Annotated in this window: 25 protein-coding genes; 12 read left to right on the top strand and 13 right to left on the bottom strand. The window is 72.6% G+C overall.

What is annotated here, in order from left to right; translation table 11 throughout:
* Positions 1 to 166: 166 nt before the first annotated feature.
* The 5 genes from FHU30_RS40010 to FHU30_RS40035 form a co-directional block, all read right to left on the bottom strand.
* Positions 167 to 1093, bottom strand: coding sequence for a carbohydrate ABC transporter permease (locus FHU30_RS40010; RefSeq protein ID WP_253882926.1), 927 nt, complete (start codon positions 1091 to 1093; stop codon positions 167 to 169).
* On the bottom strand, positions 1090 to 2814 hold the full coding sequence (locus FHU30_RS40015) for a carbohydrate ABC transporter permease (protein WP_301324352.1): 1725 nt from the start codon (positions 2812 to 2814) through the stop codon (positions 1090 to 1092). The genes FHU30_RS40010 and FHU30_RS40015 overlap by 4 nt, the downstream gene beginning before the upstream one ends.
* Before the next feature lie 12 nt (positions 2815 to 2826).
* Positions 2827 to 4152, bottom strand: coding sequence for an ABC transporter substrate-binding protein (locus FHU30_RS40025; protein WP_253882927.1), 1326 nt, complete (start codon positions 4150 to 4152; stop codon positions 2827 to 2829).
* Positions 4149 to 5399: an ABC transporter ATP-binding protein gene (locus FHU30_RS40030; protein ID WP_253882928.1), complete on the bottom strand. Its 1251-nt coding sequence runs from the start codon at positions 5397 to 5399 to the stop codon at positions 4149 to 4151. Before FHU30_RS40030 ends, FHU30_RS40025 begins: the two co-directional genes overlap by 4 nt.
* A 227-nt stretch (positions 5400 to 5626) precedes the next feature.
* Positions 5627 to 6736, bottom strand: coding sequence for a M24 family metallopeptidase (locus FHU30_RS40035; RefSeq protein WP_253882929.1), 1110 nt, complete (start codon positions 6734 to 6736; stop codon positions 5627 to 5629).
* Between the two features lie 227 nt (positions 6737 to 6963).
* On the opposite strand from FHU30_RS40035, the gene FHU30_RS40040 reads away from it, so the two are divergent.
* The 6 genes from FHU30_RS40040 (at position 6964) to FHU30_RS40065 (ending at position 14981) form a co-directional block, all read left to right on the top strand.
* Entirely contained in the window at positions 6964 to 9762 is a 2799-nt protein-coding gene (locus FHU30_RS40040) for a SpoIIE family protein phosphatase (RefSeq protein ID WP_253882930.1), read from the top strand.
* Positions 9763 to 10055: 293 nt separating this feature from the next.
* Complete coding sequence (locus FHU30_RS40045; RefSeq protein WP_253882931.1) at positions 10056 to 10976, top strand: 5'-3' exonuclease; 921 nt, start codon at positions 10056 to 10058, stop codon at positions 10974 to 10976.
* 338 nt (positions 10977 to 11314) lie between these two features.
* Positions 11315 to 11848, top strand: a complete 534-nt coding sequence (locus FHU30_RS40050; RefSeq protein WP_253882932.1) for a helix-turn-helix domain-containing protein — start codon at positions 11315 to 11317, stop codon at positions 11846 to 11848.
* Between the two features lie 104 nt (positions 11849 to 11952).
* Complete coding sequence (locus tag FHU30_RS40055) at positions 11953 to 12726, top strand: ABC transporter ATP-binding protein (RefSeq protein WP_253882933.1); 774 nt, start codon at positions 11953 to 11955, stop codon at positions 12724 to 12726.
* 1 nt (position 12727) lies between these two features.
* A complete protein-coding gene (locus FHU30_RS40060) occupies positions 12728 to 13705 on the top strand; it encodes an ABC transporter permease (RefSeq protein WP_253882934.1) in 978 nt (325 codons plus the stop codon).
* An 85-nt stretch (positions 13706 to 13790) separates the two neighbouring features.
* Positions 13791 to 14981, top strand: a complete 1191-nt coding sequence (locus FHU30_RS40065) for a nitrate ABC transporter substrate-binding protein (RefSeq protein ID WP_253882935.1) — start codon at positions 13791 to 13793, stop codon at positions 14979 to 14981.
* A 215-nt stretch (positions 14982 to 15196) separates the two neighbouring features.
* On the opposite strand, the gene FHU30_RS40070 is transcribed toward FHU30_RS40065, so the two are convergent.
* On the bottom strand, positions 15197 to 15658 hold the full coding sequence (locus tag FHU30_RS40070; RefSeq protein WP_253882936.1) for an acyl-CoA thioesterase: 462 nt from the start codon (positions 15656 to 15658) through the stop codon (positions 15197 to 15199).
* 136 nt (positions 15659 to 15794) lie between these two features.
* On the opposite strand from FHU30_RS40070, the gene FHU30_RS40075 reads away from it, so the two are divergent.
* Positions 15795 to 16451 carry an RNA polymerase sigma factor gene (locus FHU30_RS40075; RefSeq protein WP_253882937.1) on the top strand — a complete coding sequence of 219 codons (657 nt, stop codon included), beginning with the start codon at positions 15795 to 15797 and terminating at the stop codon, positions 16449 to 16451.
* 100 nt (positions 16452 to 16551) lie between these two features.
* Here FHU30_RS40075 and FHU30_RS40080 read toward each other — a convergent pair whose 3' ends face one another.
* On the bottom strand, positions 16552 to 17181 hold the full coding sequence (locus FHU30_RS40080) for a DUF6518 family protein (RefSeq protein ID WP_253882938.1): 630 nt from the start codon (positions 17179 to 17181) through the stop codon (positions 16552 to 16554).
* 155 nt (positions 17182 to 17336) lie between these two features.
* Between FHU30_RS40080 and FHU30_RS40085 the strand changes: the two genes are divergently transcribed.
* Together FHU30_RS40085 and FHU30_RS40090 are read left to right on the top strand one after the other, a co-directional pair.
* Positions 17337 to 17624 carry a sulfurtransferase TusA family protein gene (locus FHU30_RS40085; protein ID WP_253882939.1) on the top strand — a complete coding sequence of 96 codons (288 nt, stop codon included), beginning with the start codon at positions 17337 to 17339 and terminating at the stop codon, positions 17622 to 17624.
* Between the two features lie 76 nt (positions 17625 to 17700).
* Entirely contained in the window at positions 17701 to 18039 is a 339-nt protein-coding gene (locus tag FHU30_RS40090; RefSeq protein ID WP_253882940.1) for a PASTA domain-containing protein, read from the top strand.
* An 11-nt stretch (positions 18040 to 18050) separates the two neighbouring features.
* On the opposite strand, the gene FHU30_RS40095 is transcribed toward FHU30_RS40090, so the two are convergent.
* Both FHU30_RS40095 and FHU30_RS40100 read right to left on the bottom strand, forming a co-directional pair.
* Positions 18051 to 18923: a DUF1963 domain-containing protein gene (locus FHU30_RS40095; protein WP_253882941.1), complete on the bottom strand. Its 873-nt coding sequence runs from the start codon at positions 18921 to 18923 to the stop codon at positions 18051 to 18053.
* A 35-nt stretch (positions 18924 to 18958) separates the two neighbouring features.
* The gene (locus FHU30_RS40100) at positions 18959 to 19687 is read right to left on the bottom strand and encodes an SDR family oxidoreductase (protein WP_253882942.1); all 729 of its coding nucleotides are present in this window, start codon (positions 19685 to 19687) and stop codon (positions 18959 to 18961) included.
* Between the two features lie 95 nt (positions 19688 to 19782).
* Between FHU30_RS40100 and FHU30_RS40105 the strand changes: the two genes are divergently transcribed.
* Positions 19783 to 20652, top strand: a complete 870-nt coding sequence (locus tag FHU30_RS40105; protein WP_253882943.1) for a LysR family transcriptional regulator — start codon at positions 19783 to 19785, stop codon at positions 20650 to 20652.
* A 20-nt stretch (positions 20653 to 20672) separates the two neighbouring features.
* On the opposite strand, the gene FHU30_RS40110 is transcribed toward FHU30_RS40105, so the two are convergent.
* Positions 20673 to 21089, bottom strand: a complete 417-nt coding sequence (locus FHU30_RS40110; protein WP_253882944.1) for a CBS domain-containing protein — start codon at positions 21087 to 21089, stop codon at positions 20673 to 20675.
* A 178-nt stretch (positions 21090 to 21267) separates the two neighbouring features.
* Between FHU30_RS40110 and FHU30_RS40115 the strand changes: the two genes are divergently transcribed.
* Together FHU30_RS40115 and FHU30_RS40120 are read left to right on the top strand one after the other, a co-directional pair.
* The gene (locus tag FHU30_RS40115) at positions 21268 to 21858 is read left to right on the top strand and encodes a TetR/AcrR family transcriptional regulator (protein ID WP_253882945.1); all 591 of its coding nucleotides are present in this window, start codon (positions 21268 to 21270) and stop codon (positions 21856 to 21858) included.
* 58 nt (positions 21859 to 21916) lie between these two features.
* Positions 21917 to 22714: an endonuclease/exonuclease/phosphatase family protein gene (locus FHU30_RS40120; protein ID WP_253882946.1), complete on the top strand. Its 798-nt coding sequence runs from the start codon at positions 21917 to 21919 to the stop codon at positions 22712 to 22714.
* A gap of 7 nt (positions 22715 to 22721) precedes the next feature.
* Here the strand turns inward: FHU30_RS40120 and FHU30_RS40125 are convergent, their stop codons facing one another.
* The 3 genes from FHU30_RS40125 to FHU30_RS40135 all read right to left on the bottom strand — a co-directional run bounded on the left by FHU30_RS40125 (position 22722) and on the right by FHU30_RS40135 (position 25263).
* Positions 22722 to 23210: a hypothetical protein gene (locus FHU30_RS40125; protein ID WP_253882947.1), complete on the bottom strand. Its 489-nt coding sequence runs from the start codon at positions 23208 to 23210 to the stop codon at positions 22722 to 22724.
* 208 nt (positions 23211 to 23418) lie between these two features.
* On the bottom strand, positions 23419 to 23895 hold the full coding sequence (locus tag FHU30_RS40130) for a GNAT family N-acetyltransferase (RefSeq protein ID WP_253882948.1): 477 nt from the start codon (positions 23893 to 23895) through the stop codon (positions 23419 to 23421).
* A 72-nt stretch (positions 23896 to 23967) separates the two neighbouring features.
* Positions 23968 to 25263, bottom strand: coding sequence for an aspartyl protease family protein (locus FHU30_RS40135; protein WP_253882949.1), 1296 nt, complete (start codon positions 25261 to 25263; stop codon positions 23968 to 23970).
* Positions 25264 to 25408: the final 145 nt, after the last annotated feature.

A 25408-nucleotide genomic window follows, 5' to 3' on the forward strand; every position in this document is an offset into this window, starting at 1 on the left:
ACTGGGCGGCGGGCGTCGCGCGTTCGCGGTTGCTTCACTGGGCGGCGAGCGTTCGTGGTTACGTCACCGGGCGGCGGGCGTCGTCCGTTCGTGGTTGCTTCACCGGGCGGCGGGCGTCGCGCGTTCGTGGTTACTTCACCGGGCGGCGGGTGTCGTGCGTTCGTGGTTACTTCACCGAGCCGGCGAGGACGCCCTGGACGAAGTAGCGCTGGAAGGCGAAGAAGACCGCCAGGGGGACGATCAGCGACAGGAACGCGCCCGGCGCCAGGATGTCGATGTTGCCGGTGAACTGCCGCATCTGCGACTGGAGCCACTTGGTCATCGGCTGGCTGCCGGTGTCGGCGAACACCAGCGCCACCAGCAGGTCGTTCCAGACCCAGAGGAACTGGAAGATCGCCAGCGACGCGATCGCCGGGCCGCCCAGCGGGAAGATCACCCGCCGGAAGATCGTCCACTCCGAGCCGCCGTCCATCCGCGCCGCTTCGAGCAGGTCCCGCGGGATGCCCGCGAAGAAGTTGCGCAGCAGGAAGATCGCGAACGGCAGGCCGAACGCGACGTGGAACAGCACCACGCCGGTGATCGAGCCGAACAGGTGGAAGCTCCCGATCCGGACCGCGCCGTACAGCTTGGCGACCGGCAGCAGCGCCACCTGGACGGGCACGACCAGCAGCCCGACCACGACCAGGAACAGCCAGTCGCGGCCCGGGAACTCCATCCACGCGAACGCGTACGCGGCCAGCGACGCGATCACCACGACCAGCAGCGTCGCCGGGACGGTGATCAGCACCGTGTTCCAGAACGAGTCGACGAAGTCGCCCTTGCCGAGCAGGTCGGAGTAGGCCGAGAAGGTCAGCTGGCTCGGCTTGGAGAACACCTTCCACCAGCCGGACGCGCCGTTGTCGGACGTCGACCGCAGCGACGCGACCAGCAGCCCGAACGTCGGCACCAGCCACACCAGCGCGACCACGATCAGCAGGAACTGCGCGAGCCCGCCGCCGATCCGGCCCACGATCCGCGCGGCGAGGCCGCGGCGCGGCGCGCCCGCCCCGTCGCGGGTCCCGGTAGGCGCCGTCCCGGTTTCGGTCGTGCTCATGCCCGCTCCTGCCGCAGCCGCCGGATGTTGAACAGCATGGCCGGGACGACCAGCAGGAACAGCAGCACCGCGATCGCGCTGCCCTTCCCCGGGTCGTTCCCGCCGCCGAACGACTCGACCCACATCTGCAGCGCGAGGACGCTGGCGTGCGGGTCGCCGCCGCCGATGATGAAGACCAGGTCGAAGACCTTCAGCACGTTGATGACCATCGTGACCAGCACGACCGTGAGCACCGGCGCCAGCAGCGGGATCGTCACCCGCCGGAACACCTGCCACTCGGTCGCGCCGTCCACCCGCGCGGCCTCCAGCGCGTCCCGCGGGATCGCGGCGAGCCCGGCCGCGATGAGCACCATCGCGAAGCCCGACCACACCCACAGGTACGACCCGATGATCGCCGGGGTGATGAGGGTGTTGCCGAGCCACTGCGCGCCGCCGTAGGACGCGGTGAAGTTCGACTTCGGCAGCCGCAGCGCGACCGGCCCGCCGCCCTTCACCTTCTTCATCGTGAAGGTGCCGTCATCGCGGGTGGTGGCCGTGCCGACGACCTTCCCGCCGCGGACGGCCTCGACCTTGACGCGCGGCAGGCCCGACTCGCCCGCGTTCGGCTGGTTCGGCGTCCCGCCGCCGCCCTTGGTGAAGTCGAACCAGACCGCGCCGGTCAGCCCGCCGGGCTTGGCCGCCGGCGGCTGGACGGCCTGGACCGGCTTCTTGGGCAGGTCCTCCGGCTTGATCCGCAGCAGCGGCAGCAGCGCGGTCTGGCCCGCCGCGTACTGCCTGGTGCTGACGATCGAACCGTCGCCCTGCTGGCTGCCGAGCGCGTCCTTGCCGGGGCGCGGCCCGGCGCCCGGGTAGCCCGCGCCCGGCTCGAACGTGTCGTGCACCGCGACCATCGCCGCGTTCGCCACGCCCATGTTCGGGTCCTGCTCGTACACCAGCCGGAAGATCACGCCGGACGCCAGGAACGACACCGCCATCGGCATGAACACCACCAGCTTGAACGCGGTGGACCAGCGGATCCGCTCGGTGAGCACCGCGAAGATCAGCCCGATCACGGTGACCAGCGTCGGCGCGACGACCACCCAGATCGCGGTGTTCCGGACGGTCACCAGGTTGTCGTGGCCCTTGAAGATGCCGGTGTAGTTGTCCACCCCGGAGAACGAGTGGCCGTCCGCGCCGAAGAAGCTGCGCACCACCGAGAACGCGATCGGGTACACGACGAGAAACCCGAGCAGCACCAGCGCCGGCAGCAGGAACCCCGCCGCCAGCCAGGACGGCGGCCGCAACCCCCGCCCGCCCTTCACCGGCGCCGCCTTCACCACCGCGGGCGCCGCCGCAGCACCCCCCGCCACCACCGCAGGCTCCGCGCCCTCAGCGGAAGCGTCCTCCCCGGAGCCCGCCCCAGACGCGCCCTGCGCGGAGCCCGCGCCGGACACGCCTTGCGCAGAGCCCGCCCCAGACGCGCCCTGCGCAGAGCCCGCACCGGAAACGTCCTCGCCGGAATCGGCGCCAGACGCGCCCTGCGCGGAATCCGCGTCGGGCGTGCTCTGGGCGGAGGCCGGGCTGGACGTGCTCTGGGCGGAGGCTGGGGCGTTCGCGGGGGGCGGGGGCCCGGCGGGGGTGGGGTCCGCCGGGCCCGCGGGCCGGGTTTCGGGTGCGTGCGGCGTCTCGTCCTCGCGCGGCGTCCCGTCGTCACCGGACGCCGCGTCCTTCGGAGCCGTCATGCGGGAACCGTCCTAGCTCTTGAAGGCCTTCGCGGCCTCGGACTCCAGCTTGTCCTGGGCGCCCTTGACGTCGGACGGCTTCTGCAGGAAGCCGCGCAGCGCCTCCCACTCGCCGGAGCCGGGCGTGCCGCCGAACGCGGCCGGGGCCAGGTCGGACATGTCGTAGCGGGCCGAGTCGCCGGCCTTCTGCATGGCCTCGATCAGCTGCTTGGCGACCGGGTCGGAGTAGGCGTCCGGGCCGACGTTCTTGTTCGGCGACAGGTAGCCGCCGATCTTCGCCCAGGTCTTGCCCGCGTCCGGCGACGCCAGGTACTTCATGAACTCCATCGCGCCCTTGCTGTCCTTCAGCGCGACCGCGACGTCACCGCCGAGGACGGCCGGGGCGGTGTTGCCCGCCTTCGGGAAGGGGAACACCTGCGCGTCGGTGCCGACCTTCGACTTGGTCGTGGAGATGTTGGCCGCGGCGAAGTCGCCGCCGTAGACCATCGCGGCCTTCTGCTGGCCGAACACCTGCGTGACCGACTCGTCGAACTTGGTCTTGGTCGCGGTGGCCAGGCCGCCCGCCATCCACTCCGGCTTGCCCCAGATCTTCCCCAGGGTCTGCAGCGCCGTCGCGACGGTCGGGTCCGTCCACTTGATCTCGTGCTTGGCGAGCTTGTCGTAGTTGTCCGGACCGGCCTGCGACAGGTAGACGTTCTCGAACCAGTCGGTCAGCGTCCAGGAGTCGGACGAGGCGCCCGCGACGGTGAACGGGGTCTGGCCCGCGTCCTGCAGCGTCCCGGCGGCCTTGACCAGCTCGTCGAAGGACTGCGGCGGGTTCACGCCCGCGTCCTGCAGCACCTTCGGCCGGTACCAGATGATCGACTTGTAGGCGGCCTTGGCGAGCACGCCGTAGGTCTGGCCCTTGGCCGAGGCAAGGTTCTTCCAGTACGGCGAGAAGTTCGCGTCGATCTCGCTGACCACGTCCGGCGTCAGCGGCTTGAGGCTGCCCTTGGCCGCGTACTGCTGCAGCAGGCCCGGCTGCGGCAGGATCGCGATGTCCGGGGGGTTCTTGGCCGCGATGCGCGGGCCGAGGTAGGCGTCGGTGTTCTCACCGGTGGACGCGTAGGACACCGTCGCGCCGGTCTTCTTCTCGAACGCCTTCAGGACCTCGCGGAAGTTCTGCTCCTCCGTGCCCGTCCACTTGGCCGCGACCTCGATCTTGACGCCCTTGAGCGCGCTGCCCTGCGTCGAGCCGCCGTCGTCCTTCTTCTTGTCGCCGCCGCCGCACGCTGCCGCCGCCGAGAGCGCCAGACCCGCGACGACCGCGGCGCTGATGACCCGCCTGCCAGTCCTCATTCCTCATCCTCCCTGGACGAACCGGCGTCCCCGCCCCAGATCGCGGAGCCGGACTCGATATCGAAGAAGTGCAGGCGTCCGGTGTCGACATGCACCGTCACCGGGTCGCCGGCCTTGACCGCGGTGCGCGGGCTGAACCGCGCGACGAGGTCGGTGTGCGGGCCCTCCAGCGCGCCGAGCACGTCGGTGCCCGCGTCCCGCGCCAGCTCCCGCGTGTCGTCGGTGACCACCTGGGCCGCCTCGACGTTGAAGTGCACCAGCACGTCGGAGCCCATCGCCTCCACCAGGTCGGCGGCGGAGACGAGGGTGCCGCCCCCGCCGGCCGTGGCGGTGGCGCCGCCGTCGGCGCCGACGAGCGCGGCGTCCTCCATGTCCTCGGGCCGGATCCCGACCACGAGGTCCTTGCCGAAGTACCCGCGCAGCGCCGGACGCCCCTCCAGCACCGACGCGGGGAGATCGAGGTCCTGCCCGCCGACGGTCAGCCGCGCGGCGCCCTCGTCACCGGACAGCGAACCCTTCAGCAGGTTCATCGCCGGCGAGCCGATGAAGCCCGCGACGAACAGGTTCGCGGGCCGGTCGTAGAGCTCCTGCGGCGGCGCGACCTGCTGCAGGACGCCCTTCTTCATCACCGCGACCCGGTCGCCGAGCGTCATCGCCTCGGTCTGGTCGTGCGTGACGTAGACGGTCGTGACGCCGAGGTCGCGCTGGATGCGGGCGATCTCGGCGCGCATCTGGACGCGCAGCTTGGCGTCCAGGTTCGACAGCGGCTCGTCCATCAGGAACGCCTGCGGCTGCCGGACGATCGCGCGGCCCATCGCGACCCGCTGGCGCTGCCCTCCGGACAGGTTGCGCGGCTTCTTGTCGAGGTACTCGCTGAGCCCGAGGATCTCGGCGGCCCGGTCCACCTGCTTGCGGATCTCCGCCTTGGGGACCTTGCGCAGCGACAGCCCGAAGCCGATGTTGTCGCGGACCGACAGGTGCGGGTAGAGCGCGTAGCTCTGGAACACCATCGCGACGTCGCGGTCCCGGGACGGCACCCGGTTCACCACGCGCTCGCCGATCGCGATCTCGCCCTCGGAGATCTCCTCCAGGCCCGCGAGCATCCGCAGCGCGGTGGTCTTGCCGCAGCCGGACGGCCCGACCAGCACCAGGAACTCGCCGTCGGCGATGTCGAGGTCGAGGTCGGTCACGGCGCGGGTTCCGTCCGCGTAGACCTTCCCGACCCCCCGCAGGGCGACCTCTGCCACGGTCTCTCCTCCCTCTGCGGGCCGGCCACGGCCCGGCGTCCTGTGTTACTCCGCTGTAAACCCCGCCGGATGCTCCTAGGAGGTACATGGACACGCCACGCGAGCGCAACAGGCGGGAGGCGTGCGTTCCGCTTTGGTATGGAGATCGTTATACGGCTTTTCACGAACGAGGGCGGGCCCGCTGCGCGGACCCGCCCTCGGCGGTTCGGAGGTCTGCCTGGGCTTTGTCAGCCGACGACGACCAGGCTGTGGCTCGTGTTGTTCATGGACGCGTAACCGTCCTCGGTGCACACCACGATGTCCTCGATGCGCGCGCCGTGCTCGCCCGGGTAGATGCCCGGTTCGACCGAGAACGCCATGCCCGGCTCCAGCGGCTCGGTGTTGCCCGCGACGATGTACGGCTCCTCGTGCGTCTCCAGCCCGATGCCGTGCCCGGTGCGGTGGATGAAGTACTCGCCGTACCCGGCTCCGGTGATGAGGTCGCGCGCGGCGGCGTCCACCGCCTCGGGCGTCACGCCGGGGCTGACGGTGTCGCAGGCGACGCGCTGCGCCTCCTCCAGCACCGCGTAGTACGCCCGGAAGTCGGCGGGCGCCTCGCCGATGCAGTAGGTGCGGGTGGAGTCGGAGCAGTACCCGCTCGGCATCTGGCCGCCGATGTCCACCACGATCGGCTCGCCCGCCGCGATGACCCGGTCGGACAGCTCGGCGTGCGGGTTCGCGCCGTTCGGGCCGGACCCGACGATGATGAAGTCGACCGTCGAGTGGCCCTCCTCCAGGATCGCGTCGTGGATGTCGCGGCCGACCTCGCGCTCGGTGCGTCCCGGACGCAGGAACTCCGGCACCCGGCGGTGCACCCGGTCGATCGCCTCGCCCGCCTCGCGCAGCGCCGCGACCTCGGCGGCGGACTTGCGCATCCGCAGCTCGCGCAGGACGGTCCCGGCGAGCACCTGCTCCGCGCCCGGCATCGCGTCGCGGAACCGCAGCGTCATCATCGCCCACATCCGGTCGGCCAGCCCGACCTTCCCGCCGGACGCGCCGAGCCGCCGCGCGACCAGCGCGTACGGGTCGTCCGTCTCGTCCCACGGGACGAGCTCCACGCCGAGCTCGCCCGCGGGCGACTCCTGCGCGGCGGGCAGCTCCAGCCGCGGCACCACCAGGAACGGCTCGCCCTCCGCGGGCACCGCCAGGCAGGTCAGCCGCTCCAGCGGCAGCGCGTCGTAGCCGCTGACGTACCGCAGGTCCGGCCCAGGCGTCAGCAGCAGCGCGGACAGGCCCGCCTTCGCGGTCGCCTCCTGCACCACCTGGACGCGCTCGCGCGGATACAACGCCCTTGTCACATCCGTGTTCATGCTGGTCGCAAGGTCTCGTGCGCGCGCGGTGGCGGCACCGAAAACCCGCTTCCTCCTTCCCGCTAAACCGGCCCCTGTTACATTCTGTACATGCTCCGACACTGGCACGCCATGTCCGGATACCGCTCCAGGATCGCAGGAGTCCCGGTCCGCCGTCGCGCCGGGCTGCCCTCGCCGTCCCCGAGCCGCCGGGCCTGACCCCGACGGGAGTTCCGGTGACGCACCAGCCTCAGCGCGCGGGCCCACCCGGGCCACCCGGCCCCGCCGGGCCCGTTCCCGCTGCCGCTCCCGGCCCCGGACCCGCCACGCCCGAACAGGCACAACGGGCGGAAGGGACGGAACGGGCTCAGTCCGGCGCGGAACTCATCGTCGTCGTCGAACGCCTGCGCGCCGAGCTGGACGCACAGCGCCGCGAGCTGCGCTCCCGCACGGTCGTCGAGCAGGCGAAGGGCCTCCTCGCCGAGCGCCTCGGCTGCGGGGTCGAGACCGCCTACGAACGCCTCCTGCGCCTGGCCTCCGACAGCGGTGTCGAGGCCCCCGTCGCCGCGGCCCTCCTCCTGGGCACAGACGTGGACGTCGTCGACATCCCGGACCGTCCGGCCGACGCCGTCTTCGACCCCGCCACCTACCTCTCACCCGCGCAGGACGCCTCGTCCAGCACAGCGCCCCAGCTACCGCACCCCACACCCCCGTCCGACACGAGCACACGCGCGGACGCGACGTCCACAGCAGGCACGCCGACCCAGGTACCGGACGCAACGGAAAGCGCGGCTTCCGTACCGGACGCGGTGGGCCCCGTCGGCACGGCTGTAGGCACACCGAGCCTGGTGGAGGACGCAACGGAAAGCGCGGCTCCCGCGTCGGACGCGATGGGCCCCGCCGACGCGGCTGTAGGCACGCCGAACTTGGTCGGGGACGCATCAGGCGCGGCTTCCGCGGCGGACGGGGTGGGTTCTGCTGTTGCGGTCGGCGCGGCGGGGCGCGTGGGGAGTGCCGACGCGTTGCCGGCGGCGTTGGGGGCGGCTCGGCATCTGGCGGCGGCGGCGTTCGCGGAGGCGCGTAGCGGGGACGAGCTGGCGCGGCGGCTGGCCGAGGAGGCGCTCGGCTGGCTGGGAGCGAAAATGGTGCTGCTGACCTGCCTGGAGCCGGACGGCGCGCTGCGCGTCGCGGGGGCGCACGGGCTGCCCGCGCACGTGGTCAGCGAGTGGGCGCGCATCCCGCCGCACGGGAACGTCGGGCAGATCCGGGCGGTGCGCGGCGGAGCGCCGTTGTGGAAAGCCGATCCCGCGGTGGTCGCGCTGGTCGGGGCGGCGGCGCGGCTGCCGGGGCCGCACTCGTGCCTGCCGCTGACCGTCCGCGGACGCGTCGTCGGGGCGGTCGAGGTCGCCTGGACGCCCGGGACGGCCCTGGACGAGGGCGCGCGCCACTACGTCCGGTCGGTGGCGGCGGCGTGCGCGCGGCGGCTGGCGGAGCTGGCGCCCGCGGCGGGCGACGCGGCGGGGGCGCCGTGGCTGCGGGCCGTGCTGGACGCGATCCAGACGCCGTCCGCGCTGATGTCGCCGGTGCGCGACGCGTCCGGGCGGGTGGTCGACTTCCAGGTGGACGCGGTGAACTCGGAGGCGACCGACCTGCCCGGCCGCCGCCCGGCGGAGATCGTCGGGGCGCGGCTGCTGGAGACCTACCCGGGGCTGGCGGTCGCCGGGCTGTTCGCCGACTACGTCCGGGTGCTGGAGACCGGCGTCCCGCTGCGCGTGGGTCCGCGCCCGTACACCGCGCTGAACGGCGGCGGGCCGAGGGTGCCGACGACGCTCACCGTGCGGGCGGCGCGGGTCGGCGGCGGGGTGCTGGCGTCCTGGCAGTTCCACGGCGACTCGGCGGACCTGGCCGCGCAGCTGGCGCAGGCGCAGCGGCTGGGGAACCTCGGCTGGTCCCGGTGGGACCTGACGACCGGCGAGGTGGCCTGGTCGGACCAGCTGTACACGATCTTCGGCCGGTCCCGGGCGGCGGGCCCGCTGCCGCCCGCGCGGCTCGCCGAGTGCGTCGTCCCGGAGGACCTGCCGCGCGCCGAGCACATGATGCGCACGCTGCTCGGCCGCCGCGAGCCCGCGGACGTGGAGCTGCGGATCAGGGTCGGCGCGGACGTCCGGCACCTGCGGGTGATGGCCGAGCCGATCCTGGACCCGCTGGGCGGGCCGGTCGCGCTGCACACGGTGTTCCAGGACGTGTCGCAGCGCCGCCGCTCGGACGAGGTGCTCGCGGCGACCCGGCAGCAGCTCCAGCGCGAGCGGCAGCGGATCGCCGAGGAGCGGCACATCGCGGTGGAGCTCCAGCGGGCGATCCTGCCGCTGCCGCGAGGCCCGCGGACGCTGCCCGGTGTGCGGGTGGCCGTCCGGTACCTGCCCGCGCAGTCGCAGACGCGCGTCGGCGGCGACTGGTACGAGGCGACGGCGCTGTCGGACGACGAGGTGTTCCTGGCCGTCGGGGACGTGTCGGGGCACGGGCTGGCCGCTGCGGCGGCGATGGCGCGGCTGCGGAACGCGCTGTCCGGGCTGTCCTGCACCGGCGCTCCCCCGCACCAGCTGCTGCGGTGGCTGAACCGGCTGGTGATGCACCGCCGCCGGTCGCTGACGGCGAGCGTGATCGCGGCCCGGTTCCGGCCGGAGACGCGCGAGCTGGACTGGGCGCGGGCCGGGCATCCGCCGCCGGTGCTGCTGCGCGCGGGCCGTGCCGAGCTGCTGGACGGCCCGGACGGCGTGCTGCTCGGCGCGCTGGACGATCCGCCGCTGGAGCTGGCGACGCTGAAGATGGAGCGCGGCGACCTGCTGCTCCTGTACACCGACGGGCTCGTGGAGCGGCGCGACCGGGACCTGACGGAGGGTTTCGGACTGCTTCGGGACGCCGTCCAGGAGCGTCCGGAAGCCGAGCCGGACGAGCTGATCGAGCACGTCCTGACCGCCCTCGGCGCCGCCAACCCCAACGACGACACCTGCCTGCTCGCGCTGCGAGTCACCTGAACGTCCGAGACACGCTGCAGGGCAGCTGGACCGTCCGCCCCGCGCTGCTGGTCTCGTGACCGTCCGAGCCACGCTGGGGTCACGTTGACCGTCCGAGCCACGCCGGGGTCACGTTGACCGTCCGCCTCGCGCCGCTGGTCTCGTGACCGTCCGAGGCACGCTGGGGTCACGTTCGCCGTCCGAGCCACGCCGGGGTCACGTTGACCGCCCGACTCGCGCGGCGGGTGACGTGAACCGTCCGACTCGCGCTGGGGTCACCTGAACCGTCCGACCGGCGTGGCACGATGGCGGGCATGAGCGGGCTGATGCTGCTGGACACGCCGTCGTTGTACTTCCGGGCCTTCTTCGGGGTGCCGGAGAGCGTCAAGGCGCCGGACGGCACGCCGGTGAACGCGGTGCGCGGGCTGATCGACATGATCGCGACGCTCGTCCGGGACCGTTCGCCCGAGCGGCTGGTGTGCACCTTCGACGCCGACTGGCGGCCGGAGTTCCGGGTGAAGGCGCTGCCGTCCTACAAGGCGCACCGGGTGGCGGACGACGGCGGCGACCAGGTGCCGGACGCGCTGGCCGCGCAGCTCCCGGTGATCGACGCGGTGCTCGACGCGGTCGGGCTGGCGCGCGCCGGGGTGCCCGGCTACGAGGCCGACGACGTGATCGGCACGCTGGCCGTGCGCGGCGCGAAGGACGGCCCGGTCGACATCGTCACCGGCGACCGCGACCTGTTCCAGCTCGTGGACGACCGCGCGCCGGTCGAGGTGCTCTACACCGCGCGCGGCATCCGCAACCTCCAGGTGATGGACGAGGCGGCCGTGTCGGCCAAGTACGGCATTCCGGGCCGCGGCTACGGCGAGTACGCCACGCTGCGCGGCGACCCCAGCGACGGCCTGCCGGGCGTGCCGGGCGTCGGCGACAAGACGGCCGCGGCGCTGGTCACGCGGTTCGGGTCGGTGGACGGCATCCTCGCCGCGCTCGACTCCGGCTCGGACGAGGGCTTCCCCGCGGGCTCCAAGCGCCGCCTCGACGCCGCCCGCGACTACCTGGCCGCCGCGCCGTCGGTGGTGAAGGTCGTCACCGACATCGACGCTCCGGAGCTGAAGGCCCTCGACGACCGGCTGCCGTCGGCCGCCCGCGATCCGGAGTCCCTGCTCGAACTCTCGGATACCTGGAACCTCGCGAGCCCGGTCAACCGCCTCCTGAACGCACTCGCCAAGTAGCCCCCTCCGCCTCGTCCCACTCACGGGCCGGGCGTGCCGACTTCGCGTCGGCGCGCCCGGTCCGTTGTTTTTCTCCGCCGCCCGCGACAGAACTGGCGGCACCGTTCGTGCAGGTCGTTTAACAGAATCGTCAAAATTGCGAGCGGACCGTGTCATGTCCACGTGATCCACATCACATCTCGACGTGGCTTGCGGCCTAGGCGATCATGGGTTTCCATAACGTCTGGTCGCTGTGGTCGCTGTTCAGTGAGGGAGGTCGGCGCGGACCAGTGCACCCCCCGCCACGTACGACGCGCAGGTTAAACGGCTCTTTACTCTCCGACCGTCCACTCCCCCCGGTGACAGTGGAAATGCAGCAGTTCTCCCTCAAACGCGATGTCAACATTCTGCGCTGGCCCGCCGAGTCCGACCGGCGCGAGCTGTGCCGGGCGCACGGGCTGCTGCGGCTGCTCGTCGTCGAGCGCGACCACGAGCCGCCGATCTGCGCGGACATCCGGGAGGACTGGATCCGGATGCCCGCCACCAACCGCGACTTCCAGGCCCGCATCGCGGCGCTGCGGGCGCGCGGCGGCGGCGGGACGCGCCCGCAGCTCGACCAGGACGGCATCCTGCGGCACGGCCGGCGCAGCGTGGCCGTCTCCCCCAGCGAGGCCCGGCTGCTGCAGCTGCTGATCAAGCGGTTCGGCCGGATCGCGGCCCGCGAGGAGCTGCGGGCGCACCTGTCCGAGGACGGCCGCGAGGCCAGCCGCAACGCGCTGGACCTGCACATCAAGCGGATCCGGCGGCGGCTGCGCCCCCTCGGCCTCACCATCCGCACCGCCTGGGGCCGCGGCTACGTCCTGGACATCGACGACCGCGACCCCACGCACTGACCGCGACCCCACCCACTGACCGCGCGCCGATGCCGACGACGTGGGCGGGGACGGCGGGGCGGTACGCTCCCAGCTGTGCACCGGTTCCTCCCCTTCGTCCTGACATGACCGAGCGGAACGCGCCGGCCGGAGACGGCGGGCCCCGCCTCGCGCTGACCGGCGTGGGCAAGGTCTACGACGACGGCACCGAGGCGCTCGCCGGCGTCGACCTCGCGGTCGAGGACGGCGGGCTGGTCGGGATCGTGGGGCCGTCCGGGTGCGGCAAGAGCACGCTGCTGCGGATCGCCGCCGGGCTCGACTCCCCCACGTCCGGCACCGTTCGGAGCACGGCCGAGCGGATCGGCTACGTCTTCCAGGACGCGGCGCTGCTGCCGTGGCGCAGCGTCCGCGGCAACGTCGAGCTGCTGATGGAGCTGCGCGGCGTCCCGCGCGCCGAACGCCGCGAGCGGGCGGGTCAGGCGATCGAGCTGGTCGGGCTGAGCGCGTTCGCGCGGCACCGGCCGGCCGCGCTGTCGGGCGGGATGCGGATGCGGGTGTCGCTCGCCCGCACGCTCGCCGACGATCCCGACGCGCTGCTGCTGGACGAGCCGTTCGGCGCGCTCGACGAGATCACCCGCGCCGGTCTCGGGGACGAGCTGGCCACGCTGCTCGCCGCCCGGCCGCGTCCCGCCGTCCTGGTGACGCACTCGGTCGCGGAAGCGGTGTTCCTGTCGTCCACGGTGCTGGTGATGTCGGCGCGTCCGGGCCGGGTGGTCGCGCGCGTGGAGGTCCCGTTCCCGCACCCGCGCGAGCGGTCGCTGCGCACGACCCCCGAGTTCGCCGAACTCGTCGCCGACCTCACCGGACGCCTGTACCGCGGCATGGCGGAGGCCGCCTGACATGCCGCACCACCAGCCCGAACTGCCCGACCAGAACGACCCGGGCGTCCCACCCCACCACGTGGCCGAGCAGAAGCGCTCGGGTGTGCCGCTCCGCGAGACAGCCGACCGGGACCGGCCGCGCGTGGAGCGTGGCGAGATGGTTGGTCCTGGGCGCTCGCGCGCGCTGCGGCGGGCGGGTGGTGCGCGCGGGCGGTTGCGGGTCGGGAGTTGGTTGCCGCCGCTGGTCGTGTTGTTGTTGGCGGTCGGCGGCTGGTACGGGGTCAGCGACTGGGTACTCAGTCCCGAGCGGCGCTTCCTGCTGCCGCCGCCGGACGCGGTCGTCCGCGTCGGGTTCCTGGACCGCGACAATCGCGCCGAGTTGTTCGCGGCGCTGGGCCGCACGGCTGAGGTCGCCGGGCTCGGGCTGCTGATCGCGACGGCGGTCGGCGTCGGTCTCGCCGTCCTGATGAGCCAGGCGCGGTGGGTCGAGCGGTCGCTGTACCCGTACGCGGTGGTGCTGCAGACCGTCCCGGTGCTGGCCCTGGTGCCGCTGCTCGGGTTCTGGTTCGGGTTCGGGATGGCCAGCCGCGTCCTGGTGTGCGTGCTCGTGGCGGTCTTCCCGGTCATCGCGAACACGCTGTTCGGGCTGCGCTCGACGGACGGGACGCTGGAGGACGTGTTCCGCCTGGCCCGCGCCGGGCGGCTGCGGCGGCTGCTGAAGCTCCGGCTGCCCGCCGCCCTCCCGGCGATGGTGACCGGGCTGCGCATCTCGGCCGGGCTGAGCGTGGTCGGCGCGGTCGTCGGCGACTACTTCTACCAGCAGGGATCGCCGGGCCTCGGCATCCTCATCAACATCTACCGGGCGCGGCTGGAGTCGGAGCGGATGTTCGCGGCGGTGCTGCTCGCGAGCCTGCTCGGCCTCGCCGTGTTCTGGGCGTTCGGCCTGCTCGCCCGCTGGACGGCCCGCCTGCACGGCACGGACGGCAACGACCGTTGAGGCCCGCGGACGCGTAGGTACGACGCCGGTCGAGGACGCGCACGGCATTGAGACGCGGACAGCGTGAGAGAACGAGGTTGGGGATATGAGGACTGAGCGGCGGACGCGACGGTGGACGGGCGGGCCGGTCGCGGCGGGGCTGGCGGCGCTGCTGCTGGCCGGGCTCGCCGCGTGCTCGGACGGCGGCGACGGCGGCAAGGCGGCGGGGAGGTCGCTGCCCGCCGCGACCGGGCGCGACGCGCTGCGCGGCGTGTGCCCGGCGACGGTCACGCTCCAGATGAACTGGTACCCGCAGGCCGAGCACGGCGGGCTGTACCACCTGCTCGGGTCGTCCCCGAAGGTGGACGCCGGGCACAAGACGCTGACCGCGCCGCTCACCGTGGACGGGCGCGACACCGGCGTGAGGTTCCAGATCCGCTCGGGCGGGCCGGTCACCGGGTTCCAGCCGGTGTCGACGCTGATGGCGTCCGACCCGTCCATCACGCTGGGCGTGGTCGCGACGGACGAGCAGGTCGCGCAGGCCGGGACGCACCGCCTGCAGGCGGTGTTCTCGCCCATGGACGTCAACCCGCAGATCATCATGTGGTCGCCGCAGGCGCACCCGGAGTGGAAGACGATCGCCGACATCGGACGCAGCGGCGCGACCGTCCTGTACGCGAACGGCGTCAGCTTCATGGACTACCTGACCGCCTCGGGGCAGCTGCACAAGTCCCACCTGGACGGCTCGTATGATGGCTCGCCCGCGCGGTTCGTCGCGTCCGGCGGGAAGGTCGCGCAGCAGGGGTACGTGACGAACGAGCCGTACAGCTACGAGCACGAGGTGACCGCCTGGCACAAGCCCGTCGCGTTCCAGCTCATCAACGACACGGGGTACGCGATCTACCCCGAGTCGGTGGCGGTCCGTCCGGCGGACAAGGCGAGGCTCGCGCCGTGCCTGAAGCGGCTGGTGCCCATCTTCCAGCGCGCGACGGCCGAGTACATGCACGACCCGGCCGCCACGAACAAGGTGATCGTGGACGCGGTCAAGCGGTTCAACACCACGGCCGCCTACACCGCCGAGCACGCCGCGTTCGCGCACGACCAGCTGGTGAAATACGGGATCGTGCGGGACGGATCGAACGGCGTGCTCGGGTCGTTCGACGCGTCCCGGGTGGCGAAGGTGATCGGGCTGCTGCGTCCGCTCCAGGCGCGCGCGGGCAAGCCGGTCCCGGACGGCCTCGCGCCGGACGCGCTGGTCACCAACGAGTTCCTGGACCCGTCGGTGCACCTGTCCTGACGTCCCTGCCCGCCCGCTCGGCCCTCACGCCCCTGCCCGACCTTGACGTCACTGTCGGCCCCTGACGCCGCTGCCCGACCTTGGCGTCCCCGCTGGACGGGGCGGCCCCCTCCTGAGCGACCGTGCGCCGCCCCGTCCTCACACCTCGAATCTCCAGGGTGTGATCATCCGGCGGGGCGGCCCGGAAAGATCTTGGACAGACCGGCCGGACGGCCCTACGCGGGCTTCGCCGCACGCAGCGGACGCACCTCCCCCAGGGCCTTCACGAGCCCGTCCGGCAGCGGCGTGGTGCCCGAGCCGTCGGCGGCGACCGTCACATACACGGCGCACCCGGTCGCGATGGTCTCGCCGTCCCGTCGGAAGGCGAAATCCAAGGTGAAACTCTTGCCGCCGATGCGCGATGGACTGATCAGCACGTCCGGACGGTCGGTGTAGCGGACCGAGGACGCCCAGTCGATCTCGGCGTGCGCGACGTGCGCCTGCACACCCAGCCCGTCCAGCCATTCGGCGTGCGGGAGGCCGCGCGCCTCGAAGAACCCGTCGACCGCCGCGTCCACGTAGCCGAGGTACCACATGTTGAACATGACGCCCTGGCCGTCGATCTCGTAGTAGCGCGGGACGAAGGTCTGCGTGTACACGCCGTCCAGCGGGGGCGCCTGGGGGTCGGTCTGCGTCATCGGTCTCGCCTCCCTAACGAAGTGATAGGTGGCCACCGAGGCTATCGGCAGGGTCTGACAGAACGGAGGGGCTCGGATGCTCACCGTGGTGTAGGTGAGATACGGTGCCCATCGGTCGAAAACGGAAGGAGGACCGGTGGCTCCCACATCCGACCGGTCTTCGGACAACGCCCTCGAACTGGCCCGCGCCGGTGACGAGGCATCATTCCTGCTGCTGGTGGACACCTACGGCGGGCGCCTGTCCCGGCTCGCCCGGGAGATCGTCGGCTCCGCGCCCGGACGCGCCGAGACGCTCGCGCGCGAGGCGCTGCTCGGCGTCGTCCAGAACGCGCCGCCGCCCGGCACCCCGTCCGCCCGGCTCTGGCTGCTCCGCCTGGTGGTCGAGGCCGCCCGGAACCGCTGGCCGCTGGAGGTGGCCGTGCATCCGGAGGACGCCGCGTTCGCGCACGACGTCCCGCCCGTCCCGCTGGACGGCCCGGTACTGGACGCCCTCCAGCCCGCGCTCGCGGAGATGCCGCTCCGGCACCGCCTCCCGGTGCTGCTCGCCGACGCGGAAGGCTGCGGCGAGGCCGAGGCCGCGTGGCTGCTGAGCATCGCGCCCGCCGACCAGCGCGTCCTGCTGCGCTGCGGACGCGCCGCGCTGCACCGCGCCGCGAACGCGCGCTTCGGCTCCGTCCCGCCACCGCAGCCCGGCGCGCCGCTGGGCCGCCTGCGCGGCGACGGCCTGTCCGAACGCGCCCGCAACCGCCTCCTCATCACCTACCGCACCGCCTTCCGAGGCTCCCTCCGCTGACCGCAGTCCCCGTTCGAGGGGCCGGGAGGCAAGGGCCAGGGCGGTGGGGACCTCGTTCCCCACCGCTCGACGGAGCCGCCGGCGTCGCGGTCATCCAGGTCTAGGTGACCGGCATCGTGAACAGCAGCCAGGCGGTCAGAACCGCCGCCACGAGGCCCGCCAGGCGGGTGCCGAGCGTGTGGTTCAGCGCGAACGGGAGGACGGCGCCGATCAGCAGCACGCCTGTAGCGACGGCAAGCGCCGAACCGCTGTCGGTCACGTCATCGAGAAAGGTGCGGCTGCCGTCCGTCAGCCAGGGAGCGGCCACGATGCCGGACGCGACCGTCCGGACCGCCCGGCGCCGTCCGCGCAACGCCGCACCGGACGATCCATAGAGCGGCCCGGCCACCACGCCGACCACGGTGTACTTGAGGAGTTCGCCGGAGACCGTCCCCAGGGACACCGACTCGATCGTGTAGTAGCCGGCGACGAGTCCCAGTTGCGTGATGGCCCCGGCGACCGCCGCCGCGCGCCACCGTCCGGGGAAGGACGCCCCGACCAGCACGGCGACGACGCCCCAAGGCGCCAGGCCGCGCCAGAAGTCGGTCCAGGGCGGGGCGTCGTCGAGCCGCTCCAGCCCGAACGTGAGCGCCCCGGCCCCCATGCCCACCAGCGCGGCCGCCAGGAAGGCGAGCGCCGTCCGGACGGACGCCGGGTGTCTGCCGGATGGGACCTGGTCGGACGCGAGCATGCCCGCCAGGCTACGAGCGTCCGCGACACCCGACGTCACCCTCCAGGATGATCAACGGACACCCGCGCGCCACCCGCCGGTACTACGGCCTCGACGCCGCCCGGCGCGGCACGATAGTAAGGACCGTCCCTGCACCGCACCGCGAAAGCAGTCCCGTGACCACGGAAGAACCGGTCGTCATCGACGGCGGCGACAAGTCCTGCGTGAGGCTCCTGCTCGAACTGCGCGCCCACCTCGCGGGGCTGCCGCCGGGCACGCTCGTCCACCTGCTGGCGTCCGACCCCGCCGCGCCGATCGACCTGCCCGCGTGGTGCCACCTGACCGGCCACCACTACGAGGGCCCCGTCCCCGCGGACACCCCGGCCTACGCGCTCCGGGTCGCCGCGGACGCGCGTCCCACCAGGCCGGACGCGCCCTGGCGCCCGGCCGCGCAGGAATTCTGATCACTGCGGAACCCCGCACGGCTCCACTGCGTCACAATCCCGTCCCAATCCCCCCATCCCGATAGCTGGAGCATCGTTGTCCTCTCGTACCCTCGTCGTCCCGATCGTCCTCGCCACGGCCGCCCTCACGGTCGCCGGCTGCGGAGGCCACGTCAGGCGCCACCACCACACCACCTTCCGGAGCACCTCCCGCACGGTCACGGTCCCGAACGTCGTGGGGATGAACCACCAGAAGGCGCAGGACCTGCTCCAGTCGCGCGGCCTGCGCAACCTCGCCGAGCGCGACGCCACGGGCCGCGGCCGCAAGCTCCTCATCGACCGCAACTGGGTCGTCGTCCGCCAGATCCCGCCCGCCGGCGTCCGCGTCTCCAGCAGCACCACCGTCACCCTCTACAGCAAGAAGTACACCGACTAGCATCCCCGGCCTCAGTGCTGCACGGTGAGTGAAGCGGCGTCGAACCGCCGGGCCGCGAGGTCCTCCGGCCGGACGAGAAAGTAGATCGTCCCGATGTCGCTCCACTTCATCCCGGCCGCCTCGTCGCTGTCGAACTGCGCGAGCGGGCGCCAGCGCAGCGCCTCCCGTTCGAGGCGCGGATCCGCCCAGCCGACCTCGCCGGCGAACGCGGTGTAAGCGGCATCGAGCTCCACGGCGTCCTGCTTGGGCTTCGCATGTCCGCCCAGCCAGTGCCAGTGCCGCGGCAGCCGGTCGAGGACCGCGTTGTACATTCCCTCTTCGTACTCGCGGTCCTCAAGGGCCTCCCACGCGGATCCGCCGAGCCGACGGACGGCGGCACGGAGCTCCGGCTGGCTGGTGTCCGGACCGGTCGCCAACAAGCGGGCGCCCAGCTCGACCCGCTCGAACGGTCGGAGACCGGCCGGGGCCTGCCGCTCGGTCACCTCCACACCGGGCGGCAGGTGCAGCACGCGCATCCCCGCCATGCTCTCGGGGACCCCGACGTCGACGCTCGGGCCCTCCCCGATCTCGAAGCGATCGTCCTCGGCGTCGATGCAGAAGAACAGCAGCGTGCCTTCTGCCGGCAGCGGTAGGTCGAGCGCCGCGATGGGCAGCCGCGCGCAGTCCAGCGAGGCGACGAAGTTCAGAGCGTCTCCGTTCCAGGCCGGCCACGCCATGCCGGACGGCAGGGCGGGCAGGCCGCCGAGATGGCCGACCGGTTCGGTGCCCCGCTTTCGCGATCGCAGGTTGATCGCCGGGCGCATCAGGCGAATCCATTCCTCGGCCGCGTCCGGGGGAAGGTGCCGGCGGGCCGTCTGGATGAGTTCCTCTTCGAGATCGATCACGTGCGTAGCTTGGCGGGGCGGTCCGACGGTTGCCGTTAGACCAGGACGGAGCCGCCGTCTAGGAGTAGGACGGTGCCGGTGGCGTGGCGTTGGGTCATGTAGAAGAGGTAGGCGTCGGCGATGTCGTCGACTTCGCCGATGCGCTTCAGCGGGGCTGCGGCGGCGGTGGTCGCGTAGAGGTCGTCGCGAGCCTCGGGCGGCAGGGGCGACCACAGGTCGGAGCGGACGACGCCGGGCATGACGGCGTTCACTCGGATCGGCGCGAGTTCGACGGCGAGCGCTCGGGTGAGGCCCTCCAGGGCCGTGCAGAGGCTGGAGGTCACCGCCGTGCCCGGCATCGGACGCGGGCCGGCGGTGCCGCTGGTCAGGGTGATGGAACCGCCTTCGCGCAGCTTCGGCGCGGCGGCCTGGACGGCGGCCAGGGCGCCGAAGTAGCGGACGGCGAAGAAGTCGCGGGCCGCCGCCAGGTCGATGTCGGCGACCGGTGCGAGGAGCAGCGGGTCGCCTGCCGTGTAGACGAGGTGGTCGATCTCGCCGAGGCGGTCGAACAGCTCGGCCACGCGGGCGGTGTCGGTGAGGTCGAGCACGTGGCCGCTCGCGTCGGCGGGGAGCCGGCCGAGCGCGCGGTCGACGTTCTCCTTGCGGCTGGACGCCACGGTCACGGCGGCGCCCGCACCGGCGGCGGCTTCCGCGACCGCGAGGCCGATGCCGGAGGTGCCGCCGAGCACCACGACGCGCTGTCCTGCGAGGTCATCGAGGGACATGGTGATCCTTTCGGTTCGCTGTCCCTCAACGATGCGGGCCGGGAGGGCGCCGCGTCCAAGACCTTCGTCCGCGGCTGTAATACCCTCAAGGCATCATGGACGACGTCGACCTGCGCAAGCTGCGGTACTTCGTGGCGGTGGCCGAGCGGCTGCACTTCGGCCGCGCGGCGGAGTCGCTGCACATCGCCCAGCCGGTGCTGTCCCGGCAGATCCGGGCGCTGGAGGACGATCTGAAGGTGCGGTTGTTCGACCGCGATCGGCGCTCGACGGCGCTCACACCCGCCGGTCGGCAGTTGCTCGCTGACGCGCCTTCCTTGCTGTCGAATGCCGAGGCGTTGCGGCGGAGGGTGAGGCGCGCGGCGCGGGGGCCGCGCACGTTCACGGTCGGGTTCATGCCCGGGCTGATCGTCACGGCCGCGGTGCGCGCGTTCGGGGATCGGCATCCCGAGCTGACCGTCGACCTCGTCCGGACGAGCTGGGACGACCAGTCCGACGTCGTCCGCGACGGACGGGTGGACGTCAGCTACATCCGGCCGCCGGTGGACCAGGGCGGACTGACGATCCGGCCGCTGTACACCGAGCCGCGCGTCGCCGTCGTCCCGGGCGATCACCGGCTCGCCGGCAAGGAGTCCATCGCGCTGGCCGAGCTCGCGTCGGAGCACCTGATCCAGGACCCGGACGCGGTGCCCGAGTGGCGGGACATCGCCGTCGAGATGCGCGACCGGACGCGCCCGCCGACGCCGGTGTACCGCAGCGTCGAGGAGAAGCTGGAGCACGTCGCCGCAGGCCGCGGGCTGATCGTCCTGCCGCTCTCGGTCGCGGCCTTCTACACCCGCCCCGACATCGCCTACCTCGCCGTCGAGGACCTGGCGCCGTCCCAGGTCAGCCTCGCCTGGGACGCCGCGCGCCGGACGCCGCTGCTCGCCGAGTTCGCGGAGATCGCGCTGTCGGTCGCGTCCTCCTGACGGCGGCCGGGACCGCGCGCTCAGCTCGGCATGGCGCCGCTGATGGTGCCGAGGACCGAGGCACTGTCGCGCTCGGCGGCGAGGTCGCCGAGTGAGATCACGCCGACGACCTGGCCGTCCTGGATCACGGGCAGGCGGCGGACCTTCCTGTCGCTCATCATCTTGATCGCCACCGTCGCGTCGTCGTCCGGGCGGACGGAGACCGGGTCGGTGCTGCAGACCTCGCGGACCGGCAGCGTCTCCGGGTGCCCCTGGCGGCTCAGGCCGCGCACGACCATGTCACGGTCGGTGACCATGCCGACCGAGCCGTCCGGGCCGGTGACCATGACGCTGCCGATCGCCTCGTCCCTCATCATCCGCGCGACGGTGCCGAGATCGGTGTCCGGCGCGACCGTCGTGGCGGGGCCGGTCATCAGTTCACGAACCTTCTGCGTCATCGGATCCTCCTCTCGTTCCGGCGTCCTGGGTGGACGCCCCGTCACGGGCCGCCCTACCCGAGGCGGGGCTTTCAACCGCCCCGTCCGGCGCGGACCGTTCAAGAAGCCGCAAAAGCGCAGCCGGAAGCGCGGCGCGGCGCGTTCCGGGCGCGCGCGGGCCTGTGCATTACTTAGAGTCATGGTGGAGACGCCCCAAGTGAACACCCGCCGCGACCAGGTGTACGAAACGGCCGCCCGGCTGTTCTCCGATCTCGGCTACGACGCCGTGGACCTCAAGCTGATCGCCGACGCGGCCGGGCTCCCGTCCTCCGAGCTGGTCGACCTGGTCGGCGACAAGCCGACCCTCTACCTCGACGTGTTCACCTGGCTCCACCAGCTCCAGCAGCGCGCCCTGTCGCCCGCCCTCCAGGACTTCACCCCGGACACCGCCGGGGTCCAGCGCATCTGCGACGCCTTCCTCGACTTCTGCCTGAGCCACCCCACGTTCGTCGGCATGTGGATGCACCGCTGGCAGGGCGACGCCGCCGACCTGGACATCGAGACCCCGTTCGCCAAACCCGTCCTGTCGGTGATGTACCAGCTCATGTCGCCCGCCGTGCAGCCCGGCGTCGACCTGGAGGTGGCGATCTGGGACATCATCTGGAGCGTCCACGGGTTCGTCCAGCTCGGCATCATCGGGCAGGACGGCCAGCTGCACGGCACCGACGACCCGGCGACGGTGGCCCGCTTCCGCGCCTACCTCCACGACCTCATCGCCCGCTTCACCTGATCCGGGCACGTGCGCGCGGCCGGTCGCGCGTGTTCCGGTCAGGCCCTAAATTCGTCTCGTGCGGATCATCTCTGTGAACGCCTGGGGCGGCGCGATGTACGACGAGCTCGCGCCGTGGGTCGGCGCGTGCGGCGCGGACGTCCTCTGCCTCCAGGAAGTGACCCATACCGCGGCCCTCGAAGGCTGGACGAGGTTCGACGACCCCGAGCGGTCCCTGCCGCAGCGCGCGGACCTGCTGGACGACGTCCGCACGCTGCTCCCCCGCCACCACGCCCTGTTCACCGCGAACGACGCGGGCCCCGTCCGCGACGGCGACGGCGTCTCCCACCGGCAGGATTTCGGGCTCGCCACCTTCGTCGCCGAGACGCTGCCGCTCGTCGGGACGCGGACGGCGTTCGTGCACGGCCGCTACACCGAGTACGAGGACGCGTGGCCCGCCGGCGACCGTCCGCGCGCGGCCCAGGCCGTCCGGGTCTTCGACCGGGCGGCCGGACGGTTCGTCACCGTCGTCCAGCTGCACGGGCTGCGCGACCCGGACGGCAAGGGCGACACCCCGGCCCGGCGCGAGCAGGCCAAGCGGCTCGCCGACCTGGTCACCACCGCCCGCGAGGACGGGGACCTGACCGTCGTGTGCGGCGACCTCAACCTGCTGCCCGGCAGCGAGACGTTCGAGATCCTCGCCGGTATCGGCCTGGTCGATCTGGTCCGGGACGCCGACACCCGCACGTCCCGCTACGCCAAGCCGCTGCGCCACGCCGGCTACCTGCTGGTGTCCGACCCGTCCGCGGTGCGGCGGTTCGGGATCCTCACCGAGCCCGAGGTGTCCGACCACCGCGCGCTGCTGCTGGAGGTCTGAAGCCCGCTCAGTCCGGCTCGCTCAGCAGGACGTCGCGGAGCGTCGAGCCCGGCGCGATCGCCGTGCTGGCCAGCGGCGCGGTGAACACCTCGGGCTCGTGGTAGACGGGCTGCCCGTTGGGTCGCCGCGTGTACGCGACGATCCCGAAGTCGATCCCGTCGGACGGGTCGAACGCCGTCCACACGATCGCCTCCTGCTCGCCCTCGCGCAGCGCCTGGTTGGAGACCGGCCGTCCGCGCAGCGACGCCCCCGGCCCGACCGCGATGATCATCGGGACGGCGATCACCCACCGCAGCGCCCGGATCCGCCGCGCCTGCTCCGCCGCCCGCCGCTCGAACCGCTCGGCCGCACTGTCGTCCCGCAGGTAGTGGTAGTCCGACAGCATCAGGTCGCGCTCCCCCGCCAGCCCGCAGATGGCCGGGCACCGCCGCGCGGTGATGTTCCGTTCGAGGCGCTCGACCACGTCCAGCAGCAGGTCGAGTGTGGCCTCGTTCATCATCAGCGCCTTCCGAACTCGCCCGGACCGTCCCTAACGATCTTGCCGCGAACCCTCCCCCGCGGCACGTCCGACGAGCCCAGACAAGGTAATCAGTCCGCGATGCCACCGGCTCGGTCACCGCAGCCAGGACGGGCACGACCTCCGGGAACCGACCGCGGCCGGTAGGCACTGGCGGTGGTCATCTTCCTTTGCGGGGTTGAGGGGGTCAGTGGCGTGGGGGGTGCAGGGACAGGGAGAGCCACACCTGGTCTCGGAGGGGGATGCCGTCGACCATTGTTTCGGGGTAGCCGGCTTCGGGGGTGAAGACGTCGCGTTCGATGCGGGACATGCGGAAGCCGAGGCGCTGGTAGAAGCGGAGGACGCTCGTGTCGGCGGCCGCGGTGGCGACGAGGAGCGTCCTTCCGCGCTCCTCGCGGCAGACCGCGGCCGCGCGCTCGACGAGCTTCCGGCCGGTCCCGGCGCCTTGGCGGTCTTCGCGGACCGCGAGGCTCTTGACCTCTGCCTCGCCGGGGTGCTCGGTCTCGACGAGTTGCAGGTGCCCGATGATGGACGGGCCGTCGCGGGCCACCAGGACGCGTCCCAGATCGCGGTATGCGCGTATCGCGGTGGCCGAGTCGTCCGCCAGTTCGAACAGCTCGGCCAGCGTGTCGCGCGGGCCGTGGAACCAATCGATCGTCACCATGACGTCCCCCCGGAGCGGCTGTTTCGACTGTAGGAGGGGAGGGCGGCCGGTTCCACGGGTTTTCCGCGGGGGTCAGCGGGAGAGGTGGAGGCGCATGGTTCGGTAGTCGAAGGTCACGGCGTAGGGCTTGAAGAACTCGTGGGTGAAGTTGGCGCTCAGGTCGAAGCCGGTGAGGGGGGACAGGCCGGGGCCGGGGAGGCCGGGGAAGATCTTCTCGGCGGCGTAGCCGAGGATGTTCCGGCCCACGGCGTGGCCGAGGCTGATGCGGGACGGGTGGACGGGGTAGACGTTGGTGCCGTTCATCGGCGGCAGCGGGTGCGCGCGGTCGATGGGGATGCCCGCGCGTTCGGCGATCTCGACGGTGGTGTCCAGGCCGTGGCCGATGCCGCCGGTGTCGATGGTGACCAGGCGGGGGCCGTAGGAGCCGATGGTGCCGACCGAGCAGGGGTAGTGGTCGCCGGCCAGCCAGAGCGGGAGGCCGTTCGTGCGGCGGGCGTGCTCGCGGCGGCGCAGGACGAGGGCGCGGCGCGCGTAGTCCATCGTGGTGAGGAAGTGGTAGAAGATCGTCGTGCCGAACGCGCCGGCGGGCTTGGAGCCGTCCGGGAGCGTGGGGGGCTGGGCGCCGTCCGTCCACTGGACGGGCAGGTTCCGGATCTCGATGCCGCCGATCCGGAACGAGTCCAGCACGCCGAAGTAGATGACGACGGGCCGGTTGTTCGCCACCCCTGCGGTGTTGCTCGCCACCGCGCGCAGGCCCAGCTCCTTGGCGGTCTCCGGGGACAGGTCGAGCGTCGCGTAGGTGTCGACCAGGAACGGCTTGGGCGCGGAGCCGTTCACCGACGCGTCCGCCACGGGCAGCGGGTCCATGTAGCGGAACGGGACGCGGGTGTCCTTGCCCGAGATGCGGTAGGACGGCCCGTCGAGGTGGGCGTACTGCGTGGCGGACGCCTTGGCCGCCGGGGTTCCGACCTCGTTGAGGAGCGGGATCGCGCGGTCGTGCCGGTCCTGCCGGACGTAGCACTCGGCGAGGCGCCGCTTGGATTCGGCGTCGGCGGCGTTCAGGGTAAGCGCCTCGGACAGGTAGCGCTCGGCGTTCCCGAAGCGGTTGGAGAGCAAGGCGAGGTAGCCGAGCTGGGCGGCGGCGCGCGCGTCCTTCGGGTTCGCGCGGAGGCGGCGCCGGTAGCCGCGCTCGGCCTCGGCGAAGCGGCCCGCCTTGAACAGGCGGTCGGGGTCGCCGGTGGCGGCGGTCGCCGTGCCGGTCACGGAGCCGGCCAGCGGCAGCGCCGCCGCGGCGGTCGCGGCGGCGGTCGCGGCCAGCCCCGCGTGCTTCAGGAACCGGCGGCGGGACGGGGCGTCCGGAAAGGACATCAAGCGCTCCTCGTGGCGTCGTGATCACCTTGCTGGGACGCCATGCAACCGGCGCGGGCATAACCCCCGCGTAACCGACCGCCCGGGGTTCCGCCCGGCGGAGGAGGCCGCGTACTCCGTTCCGGGTAGGGCGACAGCCTGCCTG

This window comes from Actinomadura rupiterrae (genome assembly GCF_024172125.1).
Classification (GTDB): Bacteria; Actinomycetota; Actinomycetes; order Streptosporangiales; family Streptosporangiaceae; genus Spirillospora; species Spirillospora rupiterrae.